This window comes from Nonomuraea sp. GTA35 (genome assembly GCF_041950525.1).
Lineage (GTDB): Bacteria > Actinomycetota > Actinomycetes > Streptosporangiales > Streptosporangiaceae > Nonomuraea.
Map to the genome: position 1 here is coordinate 113,045 of NZ_JBGNUV010000008.1, position 26,045 is coordinate 139,089.

Genomic DNA, 26,045 nt, shown 5'->3' on the forward strand with positions numbered 1-26,045 from the left:
CTCATCCAGGTGAGGTCGCGGGAAGCTGTCCTCAGCAGCCCCCTCAGCGCCTGGCGCTCAAGAAGCCGCCTCGCGCTGGGCTGCTGTGCGGTTGGATCCCGTACGGCGGCCGCGGTGGTGCGGACCCCGCCGGGCGCTGGAACGAGCGAGGATCAGCCGGATGGCGTCCAGGCCGTCTTGACCACCGCCGCCATGCGGATGACGCTGATCGGCCGGTACGTCGGGCAGCAGCACGGTGCCGCCGAGGCGCACGGCCTGGGCGCGCCACCGGCTTCAGATCCGGCGATGGCGCGCGATGCGCGGAAGCCTGCGGCAGACCTCCTCCTCGTCACGGCCGCGATCATGACAGCCCACGGAGACGCGCGCTACGTCCGTCCAGAGCCCACTGCGGCTTTGGGGGCAACGACGCTGAAGGGCCGGACATTCGCCTGCATGTGAGCGGAAAGCTGGCATCAGGTGCACTCGTCGTCGCCACCCCTCTCCGCCATGACGGCTGCCCGCTGTCGATGAACTGGTTCGCCACTCCGCGTAGCGGCGCGGCGGGAGGCGGGGCGCGGCTCGAACACCCGTGTACCGCCTCGGATGTGGCGGGCTGACCGTCTAGATGTGCGGGAAGGGCTGTCCTGTTGACAGCCGTTCGATGAGGGTTCGTACGCCCTCCTTCCCGCCGTTCGTCCCCGCCCACCGGCTCACCCGGCAGGCGGCCCTGGCGTACAGCTGAGGATCCGCTGATGCCGCGCGCAGCCAGTCGGCGAGCGTGGCCGGGAGGGGCCGGCGGGTGTCGAACAGGCAGCGGTCGCCGGTCGGGGCGAGGTATCGGGGGTCGTCGCTGACCAGGACGGCGAGGCCCTCGTCGAACCACTGCGGGACTCGGCCGTCACCGAGGCGGGCGTGGAGTTCCACGTGGGTCAGCTCGTGCGAGGCGATCACCGGATCGACGCCGCGCGGGGACAGCATCACCGCCCGGTTCAGCACGGCGATGCCGCGTTCGCGACCGCCGCCGATCCTGCGGTAGCAGTCGTCGGTCAGGCACACCAGGACGTCCGGAGAGCTGGTCCGCCCTGCGAAGAAGTCACGCACCCGCTCGTCGGCCTGCTCGATGACCTGGATCACACGCCGGCGTTGGGCATGCGGCAGATCCGGCTCCACGTACAGGCCGGGCCGCAGCCGCTCCAGGCCGTAGCACCCGGGGCAGGTGGTGGCCACCACGGAGGGGAACGCGATGGCCGTCCCCACCGCGGCGGCGGTGAGGAGGACCACGGCGGCGGCGGCCACGATCCACAGGCGCTTCCTGTGACGGCGTGGTGGCCTACGGGGGTTCTTGGCCCGCCTGCGTGGGATCAAGGGCACGTGGTTCCCCGGGAGGGCAGCCGGCGCTCGGTGACATACCTGCTGACGTGGTCGATGACACAGGGGTTGGCCATCGCGCCGAAGAGGTTGTGGCCAGGGCCGTCGTGTTCGATCGTGCGGCTGCCGGGGATCTGCTCGACCACCCGGCGGGTGGAGTCGAAGTCCTGCCAGGTGCCTGCGCCCAGGAGCGGCGGCAGCGTGCGGGGCATCGGCGCGGGCGGGTTGGTCACCGGGGTCGGCCAGCCGGCGCAGGTGACCGGCAGGTGCCAGGCGAGGGCGAAGGAGGCGCCGGTGTTCGGGGCGATGGCGCGCAGCCGCTTGACCGTGCGCGCGAGATTCCGCTGGTTGGCGGGGCGCGGGAGGTCCAGGCACTCCTTGTACCCGCCGCCGGGGGCGCCGGGGTAGGGCTGCCGGCTCGACAGCGCGAAGCCGGAAGCGTCGCCGCCCTCGGCCGCCGTGATGGCCGCCACGAAGTCGCCCCAGCTCGCGGGGCCGGGCCGGAGCTTGAGGAACGCGATCGCCTGCAACTGTGTGCCGTCGAAGCGGGCGCCGGCCTTCGGGGCGGGGATCGGCTCCCGGTCGGCCTTGGCGATCAGCGCCCGCCAGCGTTTCTCCGTCCCGGCGGGCGCCCAGGCGAAGAACCGGTCCATGAACCGCTCGGTCTCGCGCGCCACGGCGTCGAGTTCCCGTTCCCAGTTGCGGAGGCTGTGGTTGCGGGTGCCGTCGATGTACATGGTGCGCACACGGCCGGGGAACAGCCGGGCGTAGGACTGCGCGATCGTCCCCCCGTACGACAGGCCGAGGAAGTTCATCTCGTCCTCGCCGAGCGCCTTGCGGATGGCGTCGGCGTCGCGGGCGTCGGCGGACGAGCCCATGTGGTCGAACAGCTCCGGATCGGTGTCGCGGCACTTGTCGCCCCTGGCCTTGTTCGCCGCGGCGAGCCGGTCGAACCCGGCCTGGTCGGCGGGGAACGCCGGGGTGCGCACAAAGCCCCAGTCGCACTGCAGCACCGCGCCGCCGAGCCCGGGATAGCCGCGCGGGTCCCAGGTCACGACATCCATCGACGTACGCATCCTGTCGAAGATCCGGGTGCGTGAGCCCAGGGACGCGATCTGGTACCCCTGAGGGCCGCCGAAGTTGACCAGCACGGATCCCTTCTTGGATCCGGTGGCGGGCAGGCGGGCCACCTTCAGGGTGATCTTGCGGTCGCTCCTGGGCGACAGGGCGACGGGCAGGTCCGCGCACTGGAGTTCGGGCGCACCCGCGATGGGGCAGGCGCTCCACTGGAGAGGCGGCTGCGGCGTCGGGGCGCTGACCGGTGTCGCGAGCACGGTCAGCGCCATGAAGGTCTTGAGCATGCGCAGAACACTAGGAGCCGCGGACGGCCGGGGTCTGCCGCCGAAAGTCATCGATGACTGTTCACCAAAGTTGACTATGAGTGCCACGGAACGCAACGAGTAAGGTGAGGCGTATGTCCAGGTATGCGCTTATCGCGGCGGTCGTGGTCGCGGACACGGCGCTGCTGTGGTTGGACGGGACGGGGGGATGGGCGCTGTCCGCGTACGCCGTGGTCGCGGCGTTGACCATGGCGGCGATGCACCGCCTGCCGTTCGTGGCCTTCCTCATGGCGCTGGCGCTCACGGTGCTCACCGGCGGGTCGCTGGCCTTGCTGGTCTGCACCGGCTTTCAGGCCGGGCACCGCATCTCCGCACGCAGGGATGTCGTCGTGACGGCGGGTGCCCTGAGCGTGTACGTGTGCGTTCTCCTGCTGGCCGTGCAGCGCTCGCCCGGCGCTCAGGAGGTCTGGATCACCCTGGCCCGCGTCGTCATGCTGACGGCGCTGCCGTTGCTCGCCGGCCGGTACGTGGCCCAGGAGCGCGAGCACCTGCGCAGGGAGAGGGCCCTCATCGCTGAACAGGAGCGGCTACGCGAACGGCTGCGCATCGCCCATGACATGCACGACTCGCTCGGCCACCTGCTCAGCCTGGTGTCCGTGCAGGCCGCGGCTCTGCAGGTGGGCTCCTTGCCGCTCGGCCAGCAGCGGGCGGTGGGCGCGCTGGCGGACACCGCCCGTGCCGCCGCGGCGGAGCTGCACGAGGTGGTCAACGCGCTACGCAGCCATGACGCTCCCGGCCTGGACAACATCGACGATCTCGTCGCGGGGTCCCGGGCGGCGGGGGCCATGGTGGCGATCGAGACGTCCGGCGAGGCCGTCCCGCTCACCGACCCGAAGGCGTCCCACGCCGCCTACCGGGTCGTGCAGGAAGGGCTGACCAACGCGGTCAAGCACGCGCCCGGCACGCCGATCACCGTGTCGCTCGACTGGCAGCCCGACGCTCTCCTGGTCTCGGTGGCGAACCCGGCGCCCCGCCGTCCCTCCTCCTCCGCCGGCGGCGGCAGCGGCCTGCACGGGCTCACCGAACGCGTCGCCGCGGCTGGGGGTCTGCTCCAGGTCCACCCGGGACCGCGCGAGTTCCGGCTCGTCGCGATGCTCCCGCTGGTGCCGGCCCTCGCGGAGGCCGCCACATGATCAAGACCTTGATCGCTGATGACGAGCCCCTCATCGCCACCGGCATCCGCACCGTCCTGGAGTCGGCCGGGGACATCGAGGTGGTGGCCGTCGCGCGCGACGGACGCGAGGCGGTGCAGGCCGCCCGCCGGCACCACGTCGACGTGGCGCTCCTGGACATCTCGATGCCGGTGATGGACGGCCTGGACGCGGCGGCCGAGCTGGCAGGACCGCGGGTGGTGCTGCTCACCGCCTTCGGCGACGAGGACAACGTACGGCGAGCGGTGCGGCGAGGCGTGTCCGGGTTCGTCCTGAAGACGTGCACCCCCGAGGAGCTGATTCGCGCTGTCCGTGCCGCTCACGCCGGGCAGGCGTACCTCTCGCCGGCCGTGGCGCGTCAGGTGCTCGACATGGCAGCGCCGGGCGGCGACGAGCGCGGACGCGACGCCGCCCGCCGGCTGGCCACCCTCACCGCACGCGAAACCGACATCCTCGCCCTGGTGGCGCAAGGCCTGTCCAACGCACAGGTCGCCCGGCGCGTCCACATGACCGAGGCCAGCGTCAAGACCTACGTCAGCCGCATCCTCGCCAAGCTGAACTGCACGAACCGGGTACAGGCGGCCCTGCTGCTGCGCGATGCGCTGCCTCCGAACTGACTGACGCTCACGGCCCCGCTTCCGGCGCATTCGTGAGACGCCGGACAGGTTCCGCACGATCGCCGACGCTGACGGAGCCGCGACACCCGCGCAGGCGCGGGCGCGTCCGGCATCGAACCGCCTGATCCGGCCTCGAACCGCCTGACCCGGCACCAGCGACCGACCTCGTCCGGCGAACAGCGGTGAGGCCGGTGCAGCGCCTGGTCGTCAGGCGCGCAGTCCTCGCATCATCGTGTCGAAGGCGTCGTCCCAGTGGCGGCGTGACTCGGCGGCGTCGCCGAGGGCGCCGCGCAGGTCGAGGCTGCACAGCCCGTGAGCGAGGGCGTTGATCCCGACGGCGAGGTCATGGGGCGCGGCAGGGGTGAAGACGCCTTCCTGGACACAGCGGGCGACGGCGGCGACGAGCGTGTCGAAGGTCGGCTGGATCCGTGCGGCGGCTTCGGCGTCGGGCTGGAACTCGGGGATGGGCCGGCCGAACATGAGCTCGTACAGGTGCGGGTTGGCCAGGGCGCTGGCCCGGTAGGCGTGGCCGAGGGCGAGGAGGTCGGCGAGGGGGTCGCTGGTGCGCGGGACGGCGGCGAAGGCCTCGGCGAGTCGCTCGAACCCGGCCAGGAACATCTCGCGGACGAGGCCGGCCTTGTCGCCGAAGAGCTGGTAGACGGCCATGGTGGACACGCCCGCCTGCTGGGCGACACGGCGGGTGGTCAGCGCCGCGGGCCCCTCCGTGGCCAGGAGGTGGCCGCCTGCGTCGACGAGCTCGCCGCGAAGCTCGTCGTAGTCGCGGTTTCTCGGTCTTGCCATGGACAGGCATGTTACCATAACATCGTTATATAACGTTGGTATGAAACGAACTCGCGGGAGTGAATGCCATGTCCGACCTGCACGTAGTCCTTGGAGCCACCGGCGGCATCGGCGCGGCCGTCGTTGCCGAGCTGACCGCGCGCGGCCATCGCGTCCGGGCCGTCAGCCGGAGCGGAGCCACCGGCCCGCACACCTTGCGGGCCGACGTCACCACCACCGACGGCGCCATCGCCGCCTGCCGGGACGCCGCCGTGGTCTACCAGTGCGCGCAGCCGCCGTACGTGCGCTGGGCTGCGGAGTTCGCGGACTTCACCCGCACGGTCCTGGCCGGGGTCGAGGCCGCCAAGGCGAAGCTGGTCATGGCCGACAACCTGTACGTCTACGGACCCACCGACGGCCCCATGACCGAAGACCTGCCGCACGCCGCCACCAACCCCAAAGGCCGCGCCCGCACCGAAGTGGACCGGCTGATCCTCGACGCCCACCGGTCCGGGCGGATCCGCGCGAGCCTGGGAAGGGTCTCCGACTACTACGGCCCCGGCGGTGTCAACACCACCATCGGACCGACCGTGTTCGCCGCCGCCCTGGCCGGCAAGACCGCCCGCTGGGTCGGCGACCTCGACCAGCCGCACACCGTCGCCTACCTGCCCGACATCGCCGCCGCCCTGGTCACCCTCGGCGAGCGCGCCGAGGCCGACGGCCGCGCCTGGCACCTGCCCGCCGCCGAACCGGTCACCGGCCGCGAATTCCTCGGCCTGGTACGCGCAGCCGCGGGAGGCCGGCCGCGGATCGCCGGACTCGGCCGGGGAGCGCAGCGCCTCATCGGACTGTTCAACCCGACCGTGCGCGCTCTCGGCGAAACCTGGTACCAGCGCGACCGCCCGTTCATCGCCGACGACTCGGCCTTCCGCCGAGCTTTCGGGCCGGTCAAGGTCACCCCGCACGCCGACGGCATCGCCGCGACCCTCGACTGGTACCGCCACCACCCAGCCTGAACGCGTCCTTCAGCCCGGGCATGGTTCGCCGCCGACCGCGGCGGTGTGGCGGCCGGCGAGCGGGGGAGTGACGGCCCGGCCGGGGGATCGACGAGCCCAGGTGAAGGCGTGACCGCCCCGTGGGCCCGCGCGCGATCTGGTGCCCGTACAGGCGCGGAGTGGCGTGGCCATTGACGCGACGCCGGCCGGCCGCTCGGTCACATGCCGGCGATCAGCTTGTCCACCCGCTCGTCCACGCTGCGGAACGGGTCCTTGCACAGCACCGTGCGCTGCGCCTGGTCGTTCAGCTTCAGGTGCACCCAGTCGACGGTGAAGTCGCGCCGCTTCTCCTGCGCCTTGCGGATGAACTCGCCGCGCAGCCGCGCCCTGGTCGTCTGCGGCGGCACCGACTTGGCCTCGAAGATCTTCAGGTCGGAGGCCACCCGCTCCACCGAGCCGCGCTTCTGCAGCAGGTAGTACAGGCCGCGCCTGCGGTGCACGTCGTGGTAGGCCAGGTCGAGCTGCGCCACCCGCGGCGAGGACAGCGGCAGGTCGTACTTCTTCCGGTAGCGCTCGATGAGCTGGTACTTCGTCACCCAGTCGATCTCCCGCGAGACCAGGTCGAGGTTGCCCGTGTCGACCGCGCGCAGCGTGCGCTCCCACAGCTCCAGCACCCGATGGGCGATCGCGTCGCCGCCGCGGCGGTCGACGAAGTCCTTCGCCTTCGACAGGTACTCCTGCTGGATCTCCAGGCTGGATGCCTCGCGGCCGTTGGCCAGCCGCACCCGCCGCCGCCCGGTCATGTCGTGCGAGACCTCGCGGATCGCCCGGATCGGGTTCTCCAGCGACAGGTCCCGCATCACCGTGCCCCCCTCGATCATGCGCAGCACCAGATCGGTGGCGCCGACCTTGAGCAGCATCGTGGTCTCGCTCATGTTCGAGTCGCCCACGATGACGTGCAGGCGGCGGAACCGCTCGGCGTCACCGTGCGGCTCGTCGCGGGTGTTGATGATCGGCCGGGACCGGGTGGTGGCCGACGACACCCCCTCCCAGATGTGCTCGGCCCGCTGCGAAACGCAGTAGACGGCACCGCGCGGGGTCTGCAGCACCTTGCCGGCCCCGCAGATGATCTGCCGGGTGACCAGGAACGGGATCAGCACGTCGGCCAGCCGGCCGAACTCCCCGTGCCGGCCCACACAGTAGTTCTCGTGGCAGCCGTAGGAGTTGCCGGCCGAGTCGGTGTTGTTCTTGAACAGGTAGATGTCGCCGGCGATGCCCTCCTCGCGCAGCCGCTTCTCGGCGTCCACGAGCAGGCCCTCAAGGATGCGCTCGCCCGCCTTGTCATGCGTGACCAGCTCGATCACGTTGTCGCACTCGGGCGTGGCGTACTCGGGATGGCTGCCCACGTCCAGGTACAGACGTGCGCCGTTGGGGAGGAAGACGTTGCTCGATCGGCCCCAGGACACGACCCGCCGGAACAGGTAGCGCGCGACCTCGTCCGGGGACAACCTGCGCTGGCCCCTGAACGTGCACGTGACGCCGTACTCGTTCTCCAGGCCGAAGATGCGACGATCCATTGTCTCACGCTACTCCTCCATCACGCTCTCGCCCAGGTCATCCCGGCCATGGACCTGCCCATGGCGCGCAACGACATCCAGAACGTCCGCGCCGAACGCAAACGCCTGGCCCGGCGTGGGCCCACCTGCCCTTCCTCGGACGCTGCGCGCGCCGGCCCCTCCATCACCGCCCAGCTGCGCTGATCCGGTCTCCACGCCCGGTGCTTCCAGAGTGACGGCACGGTCCGCCGTCACCACCGGGCGCAGGTCGAGCTGCTCGCCTATGGCGCGACGACAGCGGTGGAGCAGCAGATGGGCCGGTCGCGCAGGGGGGGCGGGCGGGCAGGCGCAGCCATCGCCGTCCGTTTTGGCGGCGCCTTTGCTATCGCCCGGACACCCCTCGGGTACATGCTCCGCTAGCCACCAATGACACCACCGGACCACGCATGCTCGGCGGTTTCCGCAGTCATCGCCGAAGACCGGCTGGAATCAACACAGAGGAGTTTCATGATGGCCGAAGAGGCATCCTCCGTGCCCGTCCGGGCGAGCGACGTGAGCATCGACGCAGAAGGCAGGGTCACGATCGACGATCCGGAAACCGCGCGGGCCCTGACGGCGCTGGCCAGGTTCACCCCCAACCCGGGCCATCCAGGTCATGTCACCAACAACTGCCACGGCGGTAACTGCTCCAGTGGCTGTGCCCCGCAATGAGCGGAGTCACCCTGACGGGCATTTCTGCGTTCGATCGGGAAATGGTCACCTCGTTCCGCAGCGACCGGCTGCACCTCATCCTCCTTCCCACCGAGCAGTGCAATTTCCGGTGCACCTACTGCTATGAGGACTTCGCCATCGGACGGATGCGTCGCGAGGTCGTCGAGGGTGTGAAGAACCTCATCGACCGGCGCCACGGTGATCTGGCGCATCTGCAGATCTCGTGGTTCGGCGGCGAGCCGATGCTGGCGCGGTCCGTCATCGAGGAGGTGGCCTCCCACGCGAGCGAGGTTCAGCGGCGGACACCGGGCCTCGGGTACGGCAGCGACATGACCACCAACGGCTACCTGCTCGACCACACGGCGGCGGAACGCCTGGCCGGGCTGGGGATCCGCAGGTTCCAGGTGTCGCTGGACGGGCCAGCCCGCCACCACGACCACACGCGCGTGCGGGCTGACGGTCAGGGGACGTTCGATCGCATCTGGCGCAACCTGCTGTCGATCCGGGACGGTTCGGTGGACGCACACATACTGCTGCGAGTTCACCTCACTCCCGGCAACCTGGACGTGATGCCGGCGTTCCTCACCCAGGTGAGGGACACGTTCCTGGACGACCGCAGATTCCGGGTGTTCCTCAAGCGGGTGGTGCGACTCGGCGGCGCCGACGACGCGTCGATGGAGGTGCTCGACGCCGAGGACAAGAGGATCGCCGCGCTGGAGGAGATCGTCCTCTCGGACGGGCGGGGCGAGAGCCTGTTCGAGCCGGAGCAAGTGTGCTACGCCGCCCGCGCCAACTCGCTGATGGTGCGTGCGGACGGGCGCCTCGGCAAGTGCACTGTCGGATTGTCGGAACCCGGTAACACCGTCGGGCGCCTGCTCCCCGACGGCTCGCTCGAGGTGGACACTCCGCGGTTCCGGCGATGGCTGCAGGGCTGGGAGTCACGCGATCCCGAGCTGACCGCCTGCCCCTACGAGGCGTTCACCCGGCAGGGCCCGAAGCTGCTCCAGCTGACGGAACGCCCCGGCACCTAGCGGGGACGTTTCTTGCGTCCCGGTGCGGTGGCCCGGGCTCGCCGTTTCAGGAGCCAGGCGACCGCGACGGGCAGGCCGGCCCGCCCTGCGGATCGGACCGCTCAGCGATCTCGAAGCCTGCCCTGGCCGTTGTGTCTGATGCTGATCCAGGTGGTCTTCAGCTCCGTGTACTTGTCGAGCGCATGGAGCGACTTGTCGCGGCCGATGCCGGACTGCTGGAAGCCGCCCCAGGGGGTGGTGATGTCACTGTCGTCGAAGTTGTTGATCCAGACGGTCCCGCTCCGCAGGCGCCGCGCGGCATGGAGCGCCACGTCGATGTCCTGCGTCCAGACCGCGGCGGCAAGGCCGTAGGTCGAGGCGTTGGCGAGCTCGATCGCCTGCTCGGGGCCGTCGAAGTCGATGACGGCCAGCACCGGGCCGAACACCTCTTCCTGGGCGAGCCGGGTGCCGTTGCCGACCTGATCGACGATGGTGGGTTCGACGTAGGCGCCACCGGTCTCCACGCGGGCGGCGCCGCCGCCGAGCACCAGGCGCCCGCCGGCGTCCTGGGCCTCGCGTACCCGAGCGAGGATGCCGTCCCTGCTGTCGTGGTCGATGACGGCGCCCAGCTCGGTCGCCGGGTCGAGAGGGTCGCCGAGCCGGATGGCGCGGGCCTGGGCGGTGATGTGCTCGAGCAGTTCGTGCTTGACGCGCCGGTCGACCAGGAGGCGGGATCCGGCGTTGCACACCTGGCCGGCGTTGAAGAAGATGCCCCATGTCACGGCTCGCGCGATGGCCTGGAGGTCCTGGGCGTCCGCCATGACGATGTGCGGTGTCTTGCCACCGCATTCGAGGCTGACCCGTTTCATGTTGCTCTCGCCGGAGTAGCGCAGGAAGAGCTTGCCGACCTGGGTGGAGCCGGTGAAGGCCAGCGCGTCCACGCCGGGGTGACGGCCGAGGGCCTGCCCGGCGGTCTCGCCGAGGCCGGGGACGACGTTGAGCACGCCGGCCGGCAGGCCCGCCTCGACGGCGAGCTCGGCGGCCCGCAGCGCGCTGAGAGGTGACTGCTCGGCGGGCTTGAGCACGACGGAGCAGCCGGCGGCCAGGGCAGGCCCGAGCTTCAGGCAGGCCATGTACAGGGGGAAGTTCCACGGGGTCACGCATCCGACCACCCCGATCGGCTCGCGTGTGACGGTCGCCAGGACGTCGCCGCCGGTGGGCGCGGTCTCGCCGTACACCTTGTCGATCGCCTCGGCGTACCAGCGGACGGCCCGGACGGCGGCCGGGACGTCGACCGTGCGGGCGTCGGTGATGGGCTTGCCCACGTCCAGCGACTCGGTCAGCGCGAGTTCGTCGGCGTGTGCCTCCAGGAGGTCGGCCCAGGCGAGGAGCACGCGCTTGCGCGCCGCCGGTGGCTGGTCTCGCCAGCGGCCGTCGTCGAAGGCCCGCCGGGCAGCTCGTACGGCGACGTCGACGTCCGCGGCGTCGCAGGCGCTGACCTCAAGCAGAATCCGGCCGTCGATCGGGCTGTGGTCGGCGAAGGTGGCTCCGGCCTCGGAGGACGTGCGCGCACCGTCGATGAAGGGCGTGCCGCGCAGGCTGATCGACGCGAGTGCCGCGTCCATCGTGTTCGCCGGCTCGGTGTACGTGTGGTCGGTGTACGTGTGGTCGGTCATGGCTGCTCCGGGAGGGTGATGGAGTTGAGTGCCTGGGTGAGGTCGTGGATGAGATCGGCCGGGTCCTCGAGTCCGACCGACAGCCGTACGTAGCCGGGGGAGATGCCCAGCGAGGCCAGTTCCTCGGCGCCGAGCTGGGAGTGCGTGGTGCCGGCCGGGTGGGTGACCAGGGTCCGGACGTCGCCGAGGTTGACCACGTGGCGCACTATCCGCAGGCGTGACACGAAGTCGGCGGCCGCCTCGAAGCCGCCGGCGAGTTCGAGGCCGATCAGCCCGCCCCGGGCGCCGAGATAGCGCCGGGCACGCCGTGCGTCGTCACCGCTGTGCAGGGACGGGTGGTTGACGCGGCGCAGCGCCGGGTGGCCGTGCAGGTGCGAGGCGATCACACCGGCGGTGTCACAGTGGCGGGCCATTCTCAGCGGCAACGTCTGGATGCCCTGCACCAGCCGGCTCGCCGCCGAGGCGGCGAGAGCGGGCCCCAGATCGCGCATGAGCGTCCGTCGCAGTCGCACCAGGTACGCGCTGGAGTTCCGGGCGCCGGCGAGCGCGGTCCACACCTGCCCTCGGTAGGCGGGATCGGGCTCGGTGAGCAGCGGCAACCGAGCGCCGGCGGCGCCCCAGGCGAACCGGCCCGTGTCGACGATGACCCCGCCGAGGGCGGTGCCGTGACCGCCGATGTACTTGGTGGCCGAGTGGACCACCACGGCGGCGCCGTGCCGTCCGGGGCGGCACAGCACCGGCGCGCACGTGTTGTCCACGATCAGCGGTACGCCGAGCCGGTCGGCGACGTCGGCGACCTGCCGGATCGGGAAGGTGCGCAGGGACGGGTTCGGCATCGTCTCGCCGTAGAGCGCGCGGGTGGTGTGGTCGGCGGCGCGCGCGAACGCCTGCGGATCGCATCCGTCGACGAATCGGGTCTCGATGCCCCATCGGCGCAGGGTGTGGGCGAACAGTGCATGGGTGCTGCCGTACACGTCCGAGGAGCAGACCAGGCTGTCGCCGGCCTGGCACAGGTTGAGAACGCTCAGCGCGATCGCGGCCATGCCGGAGCCGGTCGCGACCGCGCCCACGCCCTCTTCCAGGGCGCTGACCCGCCGCTCCAGCTCGGCACAGGTGGGGTTGGCGTAACGGCTGTAGGTGAACGCCTCGCCGAGCGCGTCCTCGCCGTAGAGCATTCCTGCCTCGGCCACGCCTGGCAGTTCGAAGGAGGCCGTCTCGTACACCGGCCAGGCCACCGGCCTGATCTCGGGCCCCGTTCGGCCGGACGTGCCGCCGGCCAGCAACCGCGTCTGCACGTCCCAGTCGCCATCTTTCACGAGGGAGACCATAGCGGGACAACGCCTCCTTGTCACAGGCAATATTGCTACTATGCCTACGGAAAGAATGAACGCTTCCGTGACGTACCGACGAAAGGAAGGGATGAGGCAGAGATGGAGATGGGAGACGGTGCCGCACTGGATGCGATCGATCTCGCGCTGCTGGCCCGGCTGGCCAAGGACGGCCGCGCGAGCCTGACCGATCTCGCGCGCGAGGTCGGCCTGAGCCGGCCCTCCGTCGCCGACCGCCTCCGCAAGCTCGAGAGCACCGGCGTGATCACCGGCTACGCGGCTCGCATCGATCCGGCCCGCCTCGGCCTTCCGCTGCGCGCGCACGTACGGCTGCGCCCCCACCAGCCCAACGCCCGCGCTCACGGGCTTCGCGAGAAGTTGCTCGCCCTCGGGCATGTGCTCAGCTGCGTGCATGTCACCGGCGACGACTGCTACGTCATCGAGGTGGCCGCCCGCAGCCCGGCTCATCTCGAAGAGATGATCGACAGCCTCACCGGGATCGGGCGCACCACGACCCTCCTCGTCCTGTCCGAGGTGGTGAGCCTGTCCGACGTCGATGTCAAGGCCCTCCTGCGCCCCTGAACCGGAGGGCGAACAGTGACAGGCGGGGGAGGGGGCCGGAGGCGGAACGAGCGACCGGCGGCACGCGCCGGGTGATCCAGGTTGATCAGTGCGAGGCGGTCAGGGTGGCCAGGTAGTCGTCCAGGAGCTCGGCTTGTCGCTGCGGCGGGAACGCCGCCGGGTCGAACAGGGCCTGGACCACCAGGCCGAGGACGAAGGACTGAGCGCCGGTCGCGATGCGGGCGGGGTCGCCGGGGGGCAGTTCGCCGAGTTCCTGGGCTGCGGCGACCAGCTCGCTCAGCCGGTCCCGGCTCTGGGCGTACTTGCGGGCGTAGCCGGTGCTCAGATCGGGGTCGGAGAGCGCGGCGTCCCAGGAGGAGACCCAGATGCGGTTGCTGTCGGTGGCCTCGGGGGTCAGCGGCAGGATGTCCAGCAGTGCGGCCCTGAGGGCGGCCAGGCCGGCGCCCGCGTGGCGGCGAGGGCGGGAGACGGTGCGCTGTTCGAGCAGGTCAAGGGCGTACTCCACCAGGGTGTGCTTGGTGGGGAAGTAGTGCGTGAGCAGGCCGGTGGTCGCGCCGAGTTCGGCGGCGACGGCGCGCAGGGTCAGGCCCGCGAAGCCGCGGGTGGCCATCACCTGCCAGACCGCTGCGGAGACGTCGCGCCGGCGAGCCTCGTGATCTCCCTTGGTGCGTGGCATGCTGTCACGGTACATTGCCGTAACGCTTGTTATGTGAATGGAGGGCTTTTCATGTTCACGCTGCCGCTGCGCGACGGTGCTCGTCTCGGGCCGCTGGAGGTCTGGCACGCCGAGGAGTTCGCCGGCCATCTGGACCGGGCCCGCGAGCACATCCGTCCCTGGGTCGGCCCCGCCTTCGTCACCGACGACGTGGACGCGGCGCGGGCCACGCTCAAGCGGTACGCCGAACGCCAGGCCCGCGACGGTGCCCGCCTGTATGGCATCTGGCGGGAGGGGGTGCTGGTCGGCGGTGTGATGTTCACGGATTTCGACGCCGCTGTCGGCTCGTGCGAGATCGGTTGCTGGCTGGAGCCGTCCGCTGAGGGCCACGGACTGATCACGCAGGCGTGTGGCGCGTTGCTGGACTGGGCGTTCACGTCCCGGGGGCTGCACCGGGCCGAGTGGCACTGCCGGGCCGACAACGAGCGCAGCTCAGCGGTGGCCAAGCGGCTCGGCATGACGCTGGAAGGCGTGCGGCGCGAGGCATGGCCGTACGAGGGCGTGCGCCACGACAAGCAGATCTGGGCGGTCCTTGCTTCCGAATGGCCGGGCATGAGCCGGTGACCGGCAGTGCTCGGGAGCCTGCTGCCGCGCGTCAAGCACCGAGCGGGACAGGACACGTTTCCCCGCGGGACGCAGCGAGACGTTCAGCACTGGCGGTCAAGGCGTCCAGGACACAGCCGACCAGAGGATGCCGGCGACTGCCCGCGCGGACGGCGGCATAGAGCGTGCGGTGCATGCCCGGCTGGTGGACACCGAGCAGTTTGACACCGGTGGCGTCCCCCAGCGTGGCGACGGCAGGCAGGAGGGTGATGCCATGACCCGCGCTGACCAGGGCGGCGGCCACCGCGAAGTCCCCGCTGTGCGCCACGACGTGCGGCTCGAACCCGGCCAGGGCGCAGACGCGCTGCAGCATGGTCTCGCAGGAACTCCCGGCGGCCGGGGCGATCCAGCGCTCGTCACGCAGCTGCGCCAGATCGACCTCGGGCCCCCGGAGGGGATGATCGCGAGCTACCGCGATCAATAGTGGCTCGGTGAACAGGTCGATGCGGTCGACGTGCGCTTGCGGTCGCTGTGGTGTCAGGCCGTACTCGCCGGCCAGCACGACGTCGAGATCGCCGCGCGTCAGGGCGGGAAGGCTGTCTTCCGGTTCGCCTTCCTCGATGCGCAGATCCACGTCGGGCGCCGTGGTGCGCAGTGTGGTCAGTGCGGCGGGCAGCAGCGTCCGGCCCAGCGTGGCGATGGTGCCCACGGAGAGCGTCCCGCGCAGGTCCCCGCCGAGGGAAGCGAGATCCGCCTCGGCGGCCTCCAGGCCCGCCAGGACCTGACGCGCGTGACCCGCCAGCCGATGCCCGGCGGCGGTCAGTCGAGCGGTACGCCCGCTGCGGTCGACCAGGAGCATGCCGACCTGCCGCTCCAGGGCGGCGATGTGCTGCGACACGGCGGGCGGGGTGAACGTCAACGCTCGTGCGGCGGCGGCGATGCCCCCGTGTTCGGCTACCGCGAGCAACACCCGTAGGCGGCGCACATCCAGCATAAAGCGATGCTACATGGGTGCAGAAAAAGTAGTTACTGGCGCTTACATGCCCGCGACGGCCAGGCTTGGGCCATGTTCAGTGATCGACGGGTGGCCGCCGCCGTGGCCGTCACCGTGCTGTTGTGGTCCGCGGCATTCGTGGCCATCCGAGTGGCTCTACCTGGCTTCGGCGTGGCAGGCCTGTCGGTGGGCCGGCTTCTGGTGGCTTCCCTGGTCCTCGCGGTGGTCGCCCCGCTGCTGCGCGTACGCCGGCCTGCCCGCGCCGACCTGCCCCGCATCATCGGCTGCGGGCTGACCGGGATGACCGCTTACCAGCTGCTGCTCAACGCCGGTGAACGCAGCGTGCCGGCCGGCACCGCGAGCCTGCTCGTCAACACCGCTCCGATCGCCGCCGCCGTGCTCGCCCTCATCGTGCTGCGCGAACCCTTGAGCCGGCGAAGCGTCGCCGGCCTGGCTCTCGGGTTCGCGGGCGCCGTGGTCATCACCCTGGTGCAGGGCGACGGTCTGACTCCAAGCCTGGACGCAGGCCTCGTCCTCGGCGCGGCCATCGCCCAGGCATCGTTCTTCGTGCTCCAGAAGCCTCTGCTGGCCCGCTACAGCGGAGTGGAGATCACCTCCTACGCGATATGGTCGGGCACCGCCTTGTTGTTGCCCCTGCTGCCCGCCCTGATCAGCGAGGTGCCGCACGCTTCCGGCGAAGCGCTTGCGGCCCTGATCTTCCTCGGCGCCGCGCCCAGCGCCCTCGGCTTCATCACCTGGGCCTACGCCCAGGCCCGCCTACCGGTGGCCACTGCCGCCAACACGCTCTATCTCGTGCCGTTCCTGGCGATCGGCATCGCCTGGGCGGCCCTCGACGAGAGCGTTCATCCAGCCGCGCTGCTCGGCGGCCTGATGATCCTCGTCGGTGTCTTCATCAGCCGAAAGCCTGGCCCGGCCGCGACACGAGGAGCACCGGCACGGTCGCGGGTCCCACAGCACGATGGATGACACCATCATCGACATCCGTCCTCGGCGGCTGCAGCGGCCCTCTGCGTGATCGTGGAAGGAACTTGACCGAGACGTGGCCACTCCCGCCGCGGCTGACGGGTACGTCGCCTGGCAGGTGAAGCAGTTCCCAGGGCGTGCGCGCCCCCGTCAGGGCCCCGAGGAGTCGTCGATGCGGCGTCGGTCGTGGCCGGAAGTCCATCCGCGGGTGGACCGGCCGGCCGGCAGGCGGCGAGCCGGCGCGGCCGAAGGCGGGCCATGAGCGACCGAGCCCCGGACGGCGGGCAGGATCCGGGCCGGAGGGTGCGTGCGCCGTCGCTGGCCGACCTGGTGATCGTCCTGGCCACGCTGGTGGTGCTGATCGGCGGATCGCTGGCGTTGTTCGGCCTCGACGCCCTGGACGGGCCGCTCCAGGTCGCGCTGGTGATGTGCGCGATCGTCGCGATGCTGGTGGCGCTGAAGAACGGGCACCGCTGGGAGGAGGTCGAGGCCAGCGGGCAGCGGGCGCTGTCGTCGATCACCAGCGCGGTCTTCATCCTGCTGGCGGTGGGCGCGCTGATCGGCACCTGGAACATGTCCGGGACGATCCCGACGCTGGTGTACTACGGGATCCAGGTGCTGTCGCCGGGCTGGTACTACGCCGCCACCGCGCTCATCTGCGCCATCGTCTCGATGTCGATCGGCAGCTCGTGGACCACCGCGGCGACGGTCGGCGTCGGCCTGGTGGGGATCGCGACCATGCTGGGGGTGTCGGCGCCGATCACCGCGGGGGCGGTGATCTCGGGCGCGTACCTCGGGGACAAGCTGTCGCCGCTGTCGGAGACCACGGTGCTGACCGCCCAGATGGTCAGGGTGAACGTCTACGAGCACGTCAAGCGCCAGGCGTGGACGTCGATCCCGGCCTTCGTGGTCGCGTTCGTCCTGTTCCTGCTGATCGGGCAGGTGTGGGGGCCGGCCGCGACGGACCTGGACGACACCGGCAGCGAGCTGACCGCGCTCGGCGACCTCTATTGGATCACTCCGCTGAACCTGTTGCCGCTGCTGCTGCTGGTCGGGCTCTCGATCCGGAAGGTGCCGGCGGTGCTGGCGCTGATGGCGGCCGCCGTCACCGCCGGGATCGTGGGGATCTTCACCCAGCCTGCGGTGATCCGCGCGTTCGTCGGCGAGCCCGGGCTGAGCCCGGTCGTGGCCGGGATCAAGGCGATCTGGCGGGCGATGGCGAACGGGTTCGACAAGAGCTCCGGGCTGGCCGATGTCGACCGGCTGCTGTCGCGCGGCGGGATGGACAGCATGCTGCCCACGCTGTGGCTGATCGTCGGCGCGGTCACGTTCGGCACTCTGCTGGAGGAGTTCGGGCTGCTCCACCGGCTGATCGAACCGACGGTGCGGGCGGCCAGGAGCACCGGCCGGCTGTTCGCGACGGTCTTCGTCGGCGCCTTCGGGCTCAACGTCATCGCCGGTGACCAGTACATCGCGCTGGTGTTGCCGACGCGGGTGTTCCGGGCCGAGTTCGCCCGGCGCGGCCTGGCGCCGACGAACCTGTCGCGGCTGGCCGCCGACAGCGGCACGGTCACCTCGCCGCTGGTGCCGTGGAACTCCTGCGGCGCGTTCCTCGGCGCGGTGCTGGGCGTGCCGACCCTGGCCTACCTGCCGTTCTGCTTCTTCAACATCGCCAGCCCGCTGCTCAGCGTGGCCTACGGCGTCACCGGCTTCAAGATCGAGCACCTGCCTCCGGGGACGGCCGGCGACCATCATCCGAGCCGAGAAGCGAGGGGCTGACCAGCGTCGTGAGCCAGACCAGCACACACACCGAGGGCGCGCGGACCATGTCGCTGCCGGTCCTGACCGCGATGGTGGTCGGGTCCATGGTCGGTGCCGGGGTGTTCTCGCTGCCGCGTAACTTCGCCCAGGCCACCGGCATCTTCGGCGCGGTCGTCGCCTGGCTGATCGCCGGCGTGGGCATGCTGATGCTCGCCTTCGTCTTCCAGCTGCTGGCGGTGCGCAAGCCGCACCTGGACGCCGGCGTGTACGCCTACGCAAAGGCGGGCTTCGGCGAATACCCCGGCTTCTTCTCCGCCTTCGGCTACTGGGCCAGCGCCTGCGTCGGCAACGTGTCGTACTGGGTGCTGATCAAGTCCACCCTCGGCGCGGTCGTCCCCGCCTTCGGCGAGGGCGCCACGATCGCCGCGGTGGCCGTCTCCGTGATCGGCGTATGGGCCTTCCACTTCTTGATCCTGCGCGGCGTGCGCGAGGCGGCCACGATCAACCAGATCGTCACGGTCGCCAAGCTTCTGCCGATCCTGCTGTTCGTCGTGATCGTGGCCGTCGCGCTGCGCGGCGATGTGTTCGGCGCGAATCTGTGGGGTGGCTCCGAACGCACCGCGGGGGCGCTGTTCGACCAGGTCAGGGCCACCATGCTGACCACCGTGTTCGTGTTCCTGGGGGTGGAGGGCGCCAGCGTCTACTCCCGTTACGCCCGCAGGCGCACCGACGTCGGCCGGGCCACCGTGCTGGGCTTCCTGGCCGTGCTCGCGCTGTTCGCCTCGGTGACCATCCTGTCCTACGGCGCGCTGTCCAAGGGCGAGATGGCCGGGCTGCGCCAGCCGTCCATGGCCGGGGTGCTGGAGTCCGTGGTGGGGACCTGGGGGGCGGCCCTCATCGGGGTGGGCCTGATCGTGTCGGTGCTGGGTGCGTACCTGGCCTGGACGCTGATGGCCGCCGAGGTGCTGTTCGTGGCCGCCAAGGACCACGACATGCCCGCCTTCCTCGCCCGCGAGAACCGGCAGGACGTGCCGGTCGCGGCGCTGGTGATGACGAGCGCCCTGATCACCGCCGTGCTCGCCGTCACGCTCTTCTCCGACGACGCCTTCACCTTCACGCTGGAACTGACCAGCGCGCTGTCGCTGATCCCGTACCTGCTGGCCGCAGGCTACGCGCTGCGCCTCGCCCTCACCGGCGAGACCTACGACACCGCGCCGCACGCCCGGGGCAAGGATCTGACGGTCGCGGCGCTGGCCACCTTCTACACCGCCTTCCTGATCGTCGCGGCCGGGCTGAAGTTCCTGCTCCTGTCCTGCGTCATCTACGCCCCCGGCACGATCCTGTTCATCCTCACCCGGCGGGAACGCGGCAGGCGGGTCTTCGCCCCCGCCGAGCTGCTGCTGCTCGCCGTCGTCGTCATCGGGGCGGTCGTCGCCATCGCCGGCCTGATCGCCGGATGGCTCACCATCTAGACCCCCGCTCCAGGGGTCCGCACAGGAAGGAAGACCCGCACATGACCGATCAGCCCTTCGGCGTGCACTCCGAGGTGGGGACGCTGCGCAAGGTCATCGTCCACCGGCCGGACCTGAGCCTGCGCCGGCTCACCCCGTCCAACAACGACGAGCTCCTGTTCGACGACATCCTGTGGGTGGAGCAGGCGCAGGCCGAGCACGACGCCTTCGTCCAGGTGATGCGCGAGCGCGGGGTCGAGGTGTACTACCACCACGAGCTGCTGGCGCAGGCGCTGGACGCCAGCTTCGAGGCCAAGCAGCACGCCGTCGAGCAGGCCGTCACCCATCTGACCGTCGGCCCGGCCCTGGTCGACACCGTACGCGAGGCCCTGGTCCGGTGGAGCGGCGCCCGGCTGGCCACCCACCTGATCGGCGGGCTCACCAAGGAGGAGTTCGGCGTCGCGGACCTGGACGGTCACTCTCTGGTCGCCGCCTCCTGCAATCCCCGCGAGTTCATCCTGCCCGCGCTGCCCAACTCCCTCTACCAGCGCGACCCGGCCGCCTGGCTGTACGGCGGGGTCTCGCTCAACCCGATGTACTTCCACGCCCGGCTGCTGGAGACGATGAACCAGTCCACCGTCTACCACCACCATCCCATGTTCGCCGGTGAGGACTTCGCCTACTGGTACCCCTACGCCGGCGAGGACGAGCGTTTCAACGAGGAGTCCTACGGCAACGCCGCCATGGAAGGCGGCGACATGATGCCCATCGGCAACGCCGCGGTCGCGATCGGCATCAGCGAGCGCACCAACCCGCGCACCATCGAGCACCTCGCCCTGTCCCTGTTCGCCGCGGGCGCGGCCGAGCGCGTCATCGCCGTCGAGGTGCCCAAGGCCCGCTCCTACATGCACCTGGACACCGTCTTCACGTTCCTGGACATCGACAAGGCCAGCGCCTACCCGCCGTTCCTGGAGGCCGCCACCGCCTACAGCCTGCGTCCCGGCGACAAGAGCGGCACCTTGGACGTCCACCGCGAGAGCGGCCTGCTCCCGGCCCTGCAGGACGCGCTGCGCATCCCGCGCCTGGACATCGTGCCCACGGGCGGCGACGACTACCAGCAGGCCCGCGAGCAGTGGGATTCGGGCAACAACTTCTTCGCCCTGGCCCCCGGCGTGGTCGTCGGCTACCACAAGAACCAGTTCACCAACCGCAAGCTGCGCGAGCACGGTGTGGAGGTCATCGAGATCGAGGGCTTCGAGCTCGGCAAGGGCCGCGGCGGCACCCACTGCATGACCTGCCCGATCCAGCGCGACGCCATCTGAACGCCCTCCGCACCGGTGATCGCAGCAACGACGCCCGGGGAGAGCGGAGGGCGGCCCGGTGCGAGCAGGTTGGCGGCCATGGGCTCGCCGCCTTCTCCCCCCGTTCGTACGCCTGGACCATCTTGGCGACCTGGGCCGGGGTGACGGTCTCGCCGAAGGGCGGCTCGTGCGCGTCCACGACGCATTCGACTCCCACACCTCCAGACCGAGCGTGTCGTTGCGCAGGACGACGACCTTGACCGGCAGGCGGTGCTGCGCGAGCGTGGCCAGTTCCCCGAGGCGCATCGGGGATGACCTCGCTCAGCGCGCACGTCACCGCCTGCGGCTTCATCGGCACCGCGGGATCGGTGGCCCGTCGGCGTTGCAGCTCCCATCACTGGTCGTAGAGCGCGCGCGCCCGCTCGGCGAAGGAGCGGTCCTCCCGCATGCGGAAGCCGCACCGCCCGGGGCGGCAGGTCGCCGGTGATGACCTGACCGCCCGGGTCACCTCCTTCTTCGTACGCGGGGCGCGCGGGTTGCTCGTCTGGTCGCCGCCCAGCCGACGATCCGGGAGCCGGGGGCGGGCTGCTGGGACGTGGCTCCGGATCGTCCGTGCAGGTCCTGCCGGCTAGCCGAGCAGCCCGCTGATCGGCAGCACCTCTCCCGCCGCGGTCCTGATCGCACCGCGGTCGCCCGACGGGCCGGCGCCGTAGACCGCCTCGCCGTGCCGGGCCAGCCACCGGCCCATGGCGCGCAACCGGTCGATCGCCGGTTGCGGGATGGTGCCCGACTGGGTGGGGCCGACGTTCAGCAGCAGGTTGGAGCCCGCCGCGACGCAGCGCAGCAGGACGCCGAGCAGCTCGCCGACGTCGCGCCAGGCGTTGTCGTGCGGCACGTGGCCCCACGACCGGTTCATGGTGAGGCAGGTCTCCAGCGGGACGCCCGGCACGATCGGGGTGGGGTTCAGCCCGGTGGAGTTCTCGCCGGGCAGGTCGTTCTCGAAGCCCTGCACATCCTCGCCGGGCTGGAGGCCGGACTTGCGGTTGTTGAGCACGACGGCTTCCGGCTGCAGGTCGTGGATCATGCTGTAGAGGCGCTCGTAGCCCCATGGGCGGTCCATGGTGAACCAGCCGGGATGCCGCTCGGGGGCGCTGGAGTGCGGCCAGTCGCCGTCGAACCACACCTGGCCGAGCTCGCCGTACTGCGTGCACAGCTCCTCGACCTGGCCGTGCAGGAAGCCGATGTAGTCCTGCCAGCCGGCGGGATCGCGGTAGCCGGGGTGGTGCCAGTCCACCAGCGAGACGTAGAAGCCCAGCTTGATCCCGAAGTCGCGGCACGCCTGCGCCAGCTCGGCGATCGGGTCGCGTCGGAACGGCGAATTGGTGATCTTGAAGTCGGACAGGCGGGTGTCGTACATGGAGAAGCCGTCGTGATGCCTGCTGGTGATGGTGATCCACTTCTGGCCCGCGTCGGCGGCCACCTGGACGAACGCGCGGGCATCGAAGGCGGCGGGGTTGAACACCTTCATCAGCCCCGCGTAGTCCTCGCGCGGCACCTGCGACGCGGCTCTGTCCCACTCGCCGCGTCCGACCATGGAGTACAGGCCCCAGTGGACGAACATGCCGAATCGGGCGTCGGTGTACCAGCTCTTCACCGCGGTTCCGTTCTGTAGGGGGCGGGCTCGAAGGCGCCGAGGCCGGCGGGGGAGTGCTGGCCGGAGCCGTTGACGGGCAGGCGGCTGCCGTCCACGCGGGGGTCGGCGTGGCGGGTGAACCAGGCGTCCAGCCGGTCGCGGAGCTCGGCGAGCTCGGGAAGTCCCGCGTGCGCCAGGTTGTGCCGCTCGCCCGGATCCCGTTCGAGGTCGTACAGCTCGTGCGGGCCGTGCGGATGGCGGTGCACGTACTTCCAGGCGTCGGTACGGATCATCCGCACCGGCCCGTACTCGTCGTGGACGACCACCTCCGCTCCCGCCCGGTCGTCGAAGGCGGCGAAGGAGCGGCCGGGGCCGTCGCCGGTGTCGGGCAGGCCCAGGTGGTCCATGAGCGTCGGGCGCAGGTCGTACCCCGACACGAGCGAGTCGTACACCACGCCCTGGGGGAGCCGGCCCGGTTGGCTGAAGATCGCGGGGACCATGACGGAGGAGTCGTACATGTTCTGCGGGAACGTGCCGTTGCCCTTGCCCCAGATGCCGTGATGGCCGCAGTTGAAGCCGTTGTCGCTGCTGAAAACCACCAGCGTCGACTCCGTCAGCCCACGGGCCTCCAGCGTCGCGAGCACCCGGCCGATCCCGGCGTCCATGGCGCTGACCGCGGCGAAGTAGCCGACCAGCGCGGCCCTGACGTCGGCCTCCCCGCCCACGGGCACGCCGTCGCCGTCCACCGGCTGCCACGGGTGCGCGGGCTCCCGCGGGCACGACTCGAACGGGCACGACTCGTACAGCGCCTCGAACTCCGGCGGGTGCTGCCCCTTCCACGGCTTGTGCGGCGCGGTGTAGTGCAGGGACAGGTAGAACGGCTCCGCACGGCCGGCCTCCCGGTCGATGAAGGCCGCCGCCCGCGCGGTGAGCGCGTCGGTGAGATAGCCGTCCACCCGGCGGCCCATCATCGTGGCCCCGTAGTACGGCCCCCCGCCCGACGGGTGGGCGTACCAGTGGACGAAACCGGGCCGGGGCTCCTGGTTGGCGCCGAGATGCCACTTGCCCACCAGCCCCAGCCGGTAGCCCGCGTCGGCCAGGTCGTCGGTGAACAGCCGCTGCCCCGCCAGGTGATCGTCCGGCGAGGGCCCGCTCAGCCAGTCGTGCACCCCGTGTGCGGACGGGATCCGCCCGGTGAACAGCGACGCCCTGGCGGGGGAGCAGACCGGCGAGACGCTGAAGAATCGCGACAGCCGCACTCCCGAGGCGGCCAGCCCGTCGAGGTGCGGGGTGTGGATCTCGGAGTTGCCCGCGCAGCCGAGCGCCCACGGCCCCTGGTCGTCGCTCAGGATGAACAGGACATTGGGCCGCCGGGGGTCACGACTGGCCAAAGAGCTCCACCTCCACGGTCTTTCCGCTCCGCGCGGACTCGTAGGCGCCCAGCACCGTGGCCACGACGTCGCGGCCCACCCGCGCGTCGATGGCGACGGGCCGCTCGCCGCGCACGGCGGCGGCGAAGTCGGTGAGCTGGTCCACGAAGGCGGTGCGGACGTGCTCACCCATGTCGGCGGGAGCGCGGAGCAGGGTGCGAACCCCTCGTTCCGTGGCGATCTGGACCCCGTCCGAGCGGGAGGCGCGCAGGGACCCCGACGTGCCCAGGACCTCGATCTCGTCGATCCCGGCCAGCGCGCTGTCGATGACGGCCACCGAGGCCAGCACGCCGTTGCCCAGCTCGATCTGGAGCAGTCCCTCGGTCTCGACGGGCCCCCGCCGCACCACGGTGGCGGTGACCCGGGCGGGCCGCCCGCCCGCCAGCCAGGTGACCCTGTCGACGCAGTGCGCGCCGATGTTCATGATCGCGCCGCCGCCGGCCAGCTCCGGGTCGAAGAACCAGCCGGGACGGTGGCCCGGCCGGTAGTCGGTGGAGCGCCGGTCCACGATCGCGACCGGCGTGCCGATCAGGCCGCCGGCGACCGCGCGACGGGCGGTCGCGGTGATCGGCAGGTAGTGCTGGATGTGACCGAGGAAGAGCGCCACCCCGGCGCCCGAGCAGGCGGCCGCCATCGCGTCGCAGTCGGCGAGCGAGGTGGCCATGGGCTTCTCCATCAGCACGTGCACCCCGGCCGCCGCCGCGTCCACGGCGGGAGCCAGGTGCAGGGCGTGCGGGGTGCACACGACCAGCGCGTCGACCGAGCCGCCGAGCATGCTCAGGTGGCTGTCGTGCACGGTGGCGGAGGTGAGCCGGGCCAGCTCCGCCGCGCGGCCGGCGTCCACGTCGAACACCGCCGACACCCGCACCTCGTCGGGCAGGTCCAGCGCGGCTTGCGCGTAGAGCCGGGCGACGCCGCCGGCGCCGACGAGGCCGAGCCGTACAACTGCCATGGAGATGTCCTTACGTCCGGGGGATGACGGGACCACCTTGGCTCAAGACCTACCCTTAATTCAACCCCTTGAAGGGGAATGAATATTGGTGGACTCGCGTACCGCCAGTGCTGGAACGACCAGATGCTGCTGGAGGGGCGCGTCCGGCTCGGCGAGGCGGCGCAGGAGCGTGCGCACCGCGAGCCGTCCGACGGCCTGCTTGGCGGGGGAGATCGCGGTGAGCGGCACGGCGGACAGGTCGGCGATCTCGTCGTCGTAGCCGATCACGGACAGGTCGCCCGGCACCGCCATCCCGCGCTTGGCCGCGGCCGCCACCAGCAGCGTCGCCTCTCTGTCGGCGAAGCACAGCGCGGCCGTGCAGCCCCCGGCCAGCAGCCGGTCCAGGCAGCTGTCCGCGTCGGCGGCCGTCCACCTGCCGATGGTGTGCTCCAGGGCGGGTTCGAGCCCGCGCTGGGCCAGCGCATCGCGCAGCCCGTGCGCGACCTCGGTGGCGTGCGGGCTGCTCCGCGCCAGGAACGCGATCTTGGTGTGGCCGAGCGAGAACAGGTGGCGGGCGGCGATGTAACCGCCGGCCGCGTGGTTGGAGCAGACGAACTCGTGGATGTCGCCGCCCGACCTGAACCGCCGCTCGACCAGCACCAGGGGCAGGCCGAGCCCGTCGAGGTAGGCGTGCGCGTCGGCCCGGCCGGTCAGCTCGGGCACGATGAGCAGGCCCTGGGCGCCCGCCGCGACCATGCTCTCCACCGCCTGCGCCTCCTGGGCGACGTCGTAGCCGGTGCTGCGCAGCAGCAGCTGCGCGCCGTTCCTGGACAACTCGCTCTCGATGCCGGCGATGATCCTCGGGTAGTAGTACGTCATCGACGGCACGATCGCGCCGACCACCGGGCCGGTGCGCGGCTGCTCGGCCTGCACGTACGTGCCCGAGCCCTGACGCCGGTAGACGAGACCCTCGTTGACCAGCAGGTCGACCGCCCTGCGCACGGTGTTGAGGCTGACCCCCTGCTCCTTCGACAGTTGCTGCTCGGTCGGCAGCCTGCCCTCCGGCCACCGGACCTCGGCGATGCCGCGGCGCAGCTCGTCGGCGAGCTGGCGGAACTTCTCGCCACGTTTGGGTTCACTCACGGGACC

Annotated in this window: 25 protein-coding genes; 13 read left to right on the top strand and 12 right to left on the bottom strand. The window is 71.1% G+C overall.

What is annotated here, in order from left to right:
- Positions 1–192 precede the first annotated feature (192 nt).
- Positions 193–438, top strand: coding sequence for a hypothetical protein (locus tag ACBJ32_RS32265; RefSeq protein ID WP_375129940.1), 246 nt, complete (start codon positions 193–195; stop codon positions 436–438).
- Positions 439–600: 162 nt separating this feature from the next.
- On the opposite strand, the gene ACBJ32_RS32270 is transcribed toward ACBJ32_RS32265, so the two are convergent.
- Positions 601–1,350, bottom strand: coding sequence for a hypothetical protein (locus ACBJ32_RS32270; RefSeq protein WP_375129941.1), 750 nt, complete (start codon positions 1,348–1,350; stop codon positions 601–603).
- Positions 1,341–2,708, bottom strand: coding sequence for an alpha/beta fold hydrolase (locus ACBJ32_RS32275; RefSeq protein WP_375129942.1), 1,368 nt, complete (start codon positions 2,706–2,708; stop codon positions 1,341–1,343). Before ACBJ32_RS32275 ends, ACBJ32_RS32270 begins: the two co-directional genes overlap by 10 nt.
- A 113-nt stretch (positions 2,709–2,821) precedes the next feature.
- Here ACBJ32_RS32275 and ACBJ32_RS32280 point away from each other — a divergent pair, with 113 nt between their 5' ends.
- Together ACBJ32_RS32280 and ACBJ32_RS32285 are read left to right on the top strand one after the other, a co-directional pair.
- A complete protein-coding gene (locus ACBJ32_RS32280) occupies positions 2,822–3,880 on the top strand; it encodes a sensor histidine kinase (RefSeq protein ID WP_375129943.1) in 1,059 nt (352 codons plus the stop codon).
- A complete protein-coding gene (locus tag ACBJ32_RS32285) occupies positions 3,877–4,515 on the top strand; it encodes a response regulator (RefSeq protein ID WP_375129944.1) in 639 nt (212 codons plus the stop codon). The genes ACBJ32_RS32280 and ACBJ32_RS32285 overlap by 4 nt, the downstream gene beginning before the upstream one ends.
- 207 nt (positions 4,516–4,722) lie before the next feature.
- Here the strand turns inward: ACBJ32_RS32285 and ACBJ32_RS32290 are convergent, their stop codons facing one another.
- Complete coding sequence (locus ACBJ32_RS32290; RefSeq protein WP_357891459.1) at positions 4,723–5,316, bottom strand: TetR/AcrR family transcriptional regulator; 594 nt, start codon at positions 5,314–5,316, stop codon at positions 4,723–4,725.
- Positions 5,317–5,384: 68 nt separating this feature from the next.
- Here ACBJ32_RS32290 and ACBJ32_RS32295 point away from each other — a divergent pair, with 68 nt between their 5' ends.
- Positions 5,385–6,311 (top strand): NAD-dependent epimerase/dehydratase family protein, encoded by a 927-nt coding sequence (locus ACBJ32_RS32295; RefSeq protein WP_375129945.1) that lies wholly within the window; start codon positions 5,385–5,387, stop codon positions 6,309–6,311.
- A gap of 197 nt (positions 6,312–6,508) precedes the next feature.
- Here ACBJ32_RS32295 and pafA read toward each other — a convergent pair whose 3' ends face one another.
- A complete protein-coding gene (gene pafA / locus ACBJ32_RS32300) occupies positions 6,509–7,867 on the bottom strand; it encodes a Pup--protein ligase (protein ID WP_375129946.1) in 1,359 nt (452 codons plus the stop codon).
- A 60-nt stretch (positions 7,868–7,927) separates the two neighbouring features.
- Between pafA and ACBJ32_RS32305 the strand changes: the two genes are divergently transcribed.
- The 3 genes from ACBJ32_RS32305 (at position 7,928) to ACBJ32_RS32315 (ending at position 9,588) form a co-directional block, all read left to right on the top strand.
- Positions 7,928–8,050, top strand: coding sequence for a hypothetical protein (locus ACBJ32_RS32305; protein ID WP_375129947.1), 123 nt, complete (start codon positions 7,928–7,930; stop codon positions 8,048–8,050).
- Positions 8,051–8,353: 303 nt separating this feature from the next.
- Positions 8,354–8,557 carry a hypothetical protein gene (locus tag ACBJ32_RS32310; RefSeq protein WP_375129948.1) on the top strand — a complete coding sequence of 68 codons (204 nt, stop codon included), beginning with the start codon at positions 8,354–8,356 and terminating at the stop codon, positions 8,555–8,557.
- A 41-nt stretch (positions 8,558–8,598) separates the two neighbouring features.
- The gene (locus ACBJ32_RS32315; protein ID WP_375129949.1) at positions 8,599–9,588 is read left to right on the top strand and encodes a radical SAM protein; all 990 of its coding nucleotides are present in this window, start codon (positions 8,599–8,601) and stop codon (positions 9,586–9,588) included.
- Between the two features lie 101 nt (positions 9,589–9,689).
- Here the strand turns inward: ACBJ32_RS32315 and ACBJ32_RS32320 are convergent, their stop codons facing one another.
- Both ACBJ32_RS32320 and ACBJ32_RS32325 read right to left on the bottom strand, forming a co-directional pair.
- On the bottom strand, positions 9,690–11,243 hold the full coding sequence (locus ACBJ32_RS32320; RefSeq protein ID WP_375129950.1) for an aldehyde dehydrogenase: 1,554 nt from the start codon (positions 11,241–11,243) through the stop codon (positions 9,690–9,692).
- Positions 11,240–12,559 carry an O-acetylhomoserine aminocarboxypropyltransferase/cysteine synthase family protein gene (locus ACBJ32_RS32325; protein WP_375129951.1) on the bottom strand — a complete coding sequence of 440 codons (1,320 nt, stop codon included), beginning with the start codon at positions 12,557–12,559 and terminating at the stop codon, positions 11,240–11,242. The genes ACBJ32_RS32320 and ACBJ32_RS32325 overlap by 4 nt, the downstream gene beginning before the upstream one ends.
- A 114-nt stretch (positions 12,560–12,673) precedes the next feature.
- On the opposite strand from ACBJ32_RS32325, the gene ACBJ32_RS32330 reads away from it, so the two are divergent.
- Positions 12,674–13,153 (top strand): Lrp/AsnC family transcriptional regulator, encoded by a 480-nt coding sequence (locus tag ACBJ32_RS32330; protein ID WP_375129952.1) that lies wholly within the window; start codon positions 12,674–12,676, stop codon positions 13,151–13,153.
- An 85-nt stretch (positions 13,154–13,238) separates the two neighbouring features.
- Here ACBJ32_RS32330 and ACBJ32_RS32335 read toward each other — a convergent pair whose 3' ends face one another.
- Positions 13,239–13,829, bottom strand: coding sequence for a TetR/AcrR family transcriptional regulator (locus ACBJ32_RS32335; RefSeq protein ID WP_375129953.1), 591 nt, complete (start codon positions 13,827–13,829; stop codon positions 13,239–13,241).
- Between the two features lie 51 nt (positions 13,830–13,880).
- On the opposite strand from ACBJ32_RS32335, the gene ACBJ32_RS32340 reads away from it, so the two are divergent.
- Positions 13,881–14,432 carry a GNAT family N-acetyltransferase gene (locus ACBJ32_RS32340; protein WP_375129954.1) on the top strand — a complete coding sequence of 184 codons (552 nt, stop codon included), beginning with the start codon at positions 13,881–13,883 and terminating at the stop codon, positions 14,430–14,432.
- Positions 14,433–14,463: 31 nt separating this feature from the next.
- Here ACBJ32_RS32340 and ACBJ32_RS32345 read toward each other — a convergent pair whose 3' ends face one another.
- Positions 14,464–15,405 carry a LysR family transcriptional regulator gene (locus ACBJ32_RS32345; RefSeq protein WP_375129955.1) on the bottom strand — a complete coding sequence of 314 codons (942 nt, stop codon included), beginning with the start codon at positions 15,403–15,405 and terminating at the stop codon, positions 14,464–14,466.
- Positions 15,406–15,477: 72 nt separating this feature from the next.
- On the opposite strand from ACBJ32_RS32345, the gene ACBJ32_RS32350 reads away from it, so the two are divergent.
- From ACBJ32_RS32350 to ACBJ32_RS32365, 4 genes are all read left to right on the top strand, one after another.
- Positions 15,478–16,392, top strand: coding sequence for a DMT family transporter (locus ACBJ32_RS32350; protein ID WP_375129956.1), 915 nt, complete (start codon positions 15,478–15,480; stop codon positions 16,390–16,392).
- A gap of 255 nt (positions 16,393–16,647) precedes the next feature.
- On the top strand, positions 16,648–18,168 hold the full coding sequence (gene nhaC / locus ACBJ32_RS32355) for a Na+/H+ antiporter NhaC (protein ID WP_375129957.1): 1,521 nt from the start codon (positions 16,648–16,650) through the stop codon (positions 18,166–18,168).
- An 8-nt stretch (positions 18,169–18,176) separates the two neighbouring features.
- Positions 18,177–19,622 (top strand): basic amino acid/polyamine antiporter, encoded by a 1,446-nt coding sequence (locus ACBJ32_RS32360; protein ID WP_375129958.1) that lies wholly within the window; start codon positions 18,177–18,179, stop codon positions 19,620–19,622.
- Positions 19,623–19,663: 41 nt separating this feature from the next.
- Complete coding sequence (locus ACBJ32_RS32365; RefSeq protein ID WP_375129959.1) at positions 19,664–20,923, top strand: arginine deiminase; 1,260 nt, start codon at positions 19,664–19,666, stop codon at positions 20,921–20,923.
- 607 nt (positions 20,924–21,530) lie between these two features.
- On the opposite strand, the gene ACBJ32_RS32370 is transcribed toward ACBJ32_RS32365, so the two are convergent.
- The 4 genes from ACBJ32_RS32370 to ACBJ32_RS32385 are packed head-to-tail and all read right to left on the bottom strand — an operon-like array spanning position 21,531 to position 26,039.
- Entirely contained in the window at positions 21,531–22,556 is a 1,026-nt protein-coding gene (locus tag ACBJ32_RS32370) for an alpha-L-fucosidase (RefSeq protein WP_375129960.1), read from the bottom strand.
- The gene (locus ACBJ32_RS32375; protein ID WP_375129961.1) at positions 22,553–23,926 is read right to left on the bottom strand and encodes a sulfatase-like hydrolase/transferase; all 1,374 of its coding nucleotides are present in this window, start codon (positions 23,924–23,926) and stop codon (positions 22,553–22,555) included. The genes ACBJ32_RS32370 and ACBJ32_RS32375 overlap by 4 nt, the downstream gene beginning before the upstream one ends.
- Positions 23,913–24,917, bottom strand: a complete 1,005-nt coding sequence (locus ACBJ32_RS32380) for a Gfo/Idh/MocA family protein (protein WP_375129962.1) — start codon at positions 24,915–24,917, stop codon at positions 23,913–23,915. The genes ACBJ32_RS32375 and ACBJ32_RS32380 overlap by 14 nt, the downstream gene beginning before the upstream one ends.
- A gap of 60 nt (positions 24,918–24,977) precedes the next feature.
- Positions 24,978–26,039: a substrate-binding domain-containing protein gene (locus tag ACBJ32_RS32385; RefSeq protein ID WP_357893774.1), complete on the bottom strand. Its 1,062-nt coding sequence runs from the start codon at positions 26,037–26,039 to the stop codon at positions 24,978–24,980.
- Between the last annotated feature and the right edge of the window lie 6 nt (positions 26,040–26,045).

Coding starts and splice junctions, on each gene's coding strand:
- ACBJ32_RS32265 (WP_375129940.1), top strand. CDS start 193: ATGCGGATGACGCTGATCGGCCGGTACGTCGGGCAGCAGCACGGTGCC.
- ACBJ32_RS32275 (WP_375129942.1), bottom strand. CDS start 2,708: ATGCTCAAGACCTTCATGGCGCTGACCGTGCTCGCGACACCGGTCAGC.
- ACBJ32_RS32280 (WP_375129943.1), top strand. CDS start 2,822: ATGTCCAGGTATGCGCTTATCGCGGCGGTCGTGGTCGCGGACACGGCG.
- ACBJ32_RS32285 (WP_375129944.1), top strand. CDS start 3,877: ATGATCAAGACCTTGATCGCTGATGACGAGCCCCTCATCGCCACCGGC.
- ACBJ32_RS32290 (WP_357891459.1), bottom strand. CDS start 5,316: ATGGCAAGACCGAGAAACCGCGACTACGACGAGCTTCGCGGCGAGCTC.
- ACBJ32_RS32295 (WP_375129945.1), top strand. CDS start 5,385: ATGTCCGACCTGCACGTAGTCCTTGGAGCCACCGGCGGCATCGGCGCG.
- pafA (WP_375129946.1), bottom strand. CDS start 7,867: ATGGATCGTCGCATCTTCGGCCTGGAGAACGAGTACGGCGTCACGTGC.
- ACBJ32_RS32305 (WP_375129947.1), top strand. CDS start 7,928: ATGGCGCGCAACGACATCCAGAACGTCCGCGCCGAACGCAAACGCCTG.
- ACBJ32_RS32310 (WP_375129948.1), top strand. CDS start 8,354: ATGATGGCCGAAGAGGCATCCTCCGTGCCCGTCCGGGCGAGCGACGTG.
- ACBJ32_RS32315 (WP_375129949.1), top strand. CDS start 8,599: ATGGTCACCTCGTTCCGCAGCGACCGGCTGCACCTCATCCTCCTTCCC.
- ACBJ32_RS32320 (WP_375129950.1), bottom strand. CDS start 11,243: ATGACCGACCACACGTACACCGACCACACGTACACCGAGCCGGCGAAC.
- ACBJ32_RS32330 (WP_375129952.1), top strand. CDS start 12,674: ATGGAGATGGGAGACGGTGCCGCACTGGATGCGATCGATCTCGCGCTG.
- ACBJ32_RS32335 (WP_375129953.1), bottom strand. CDS start 13,829: ATGCCACGCACCAAGGGAGATCACGAGGCTCGCCGGCGCGACGTCTCC.
- ACBJ32_RS32340 (WP_375129954.1), top strand. CDS start 13,881: ATGTTCACGCTGCCGCTGCGCGACGGTGCTCGTCTCGGGCCGCTGGAG.
- ACBJ32_RS32345 (WP_375129955.1), bottom strand. CDS start 15,405: ATGCTGGATGTGCGCCGCCTACGGGTGTTGCTCGCGGTAGCCGAACAC.
- ACBJ32_RS32350 (WP_375129956.1), top strand. CDS start 15,478: ATGTTCAGTGATCGACGGGTGGCCGCCGCCGTGGCCGTCACCGTGCTG.
- nhaC (WP_375129957.1), top strand. CDS start 16,648: ATGAGCGACCGAGCCCCGGACGGCGGGCAGGATCCGGGCCGGAGGGTG.
- ACBJ32_RS32365 (WP_375129959.1), top strand. CDS start 19,664: ATGACCGATCAGCCCTTCGGCGTGCACTCCGAGGTGGGGACGCTGCGC.
- ACBJ32_RS32380 (WP_375129962.1), bottom strand. CDS start 24,917: ATGGCAGTTGTACGGCTCGGCCTCGTCGGCGCCGGCGGCGTCGCCCGG.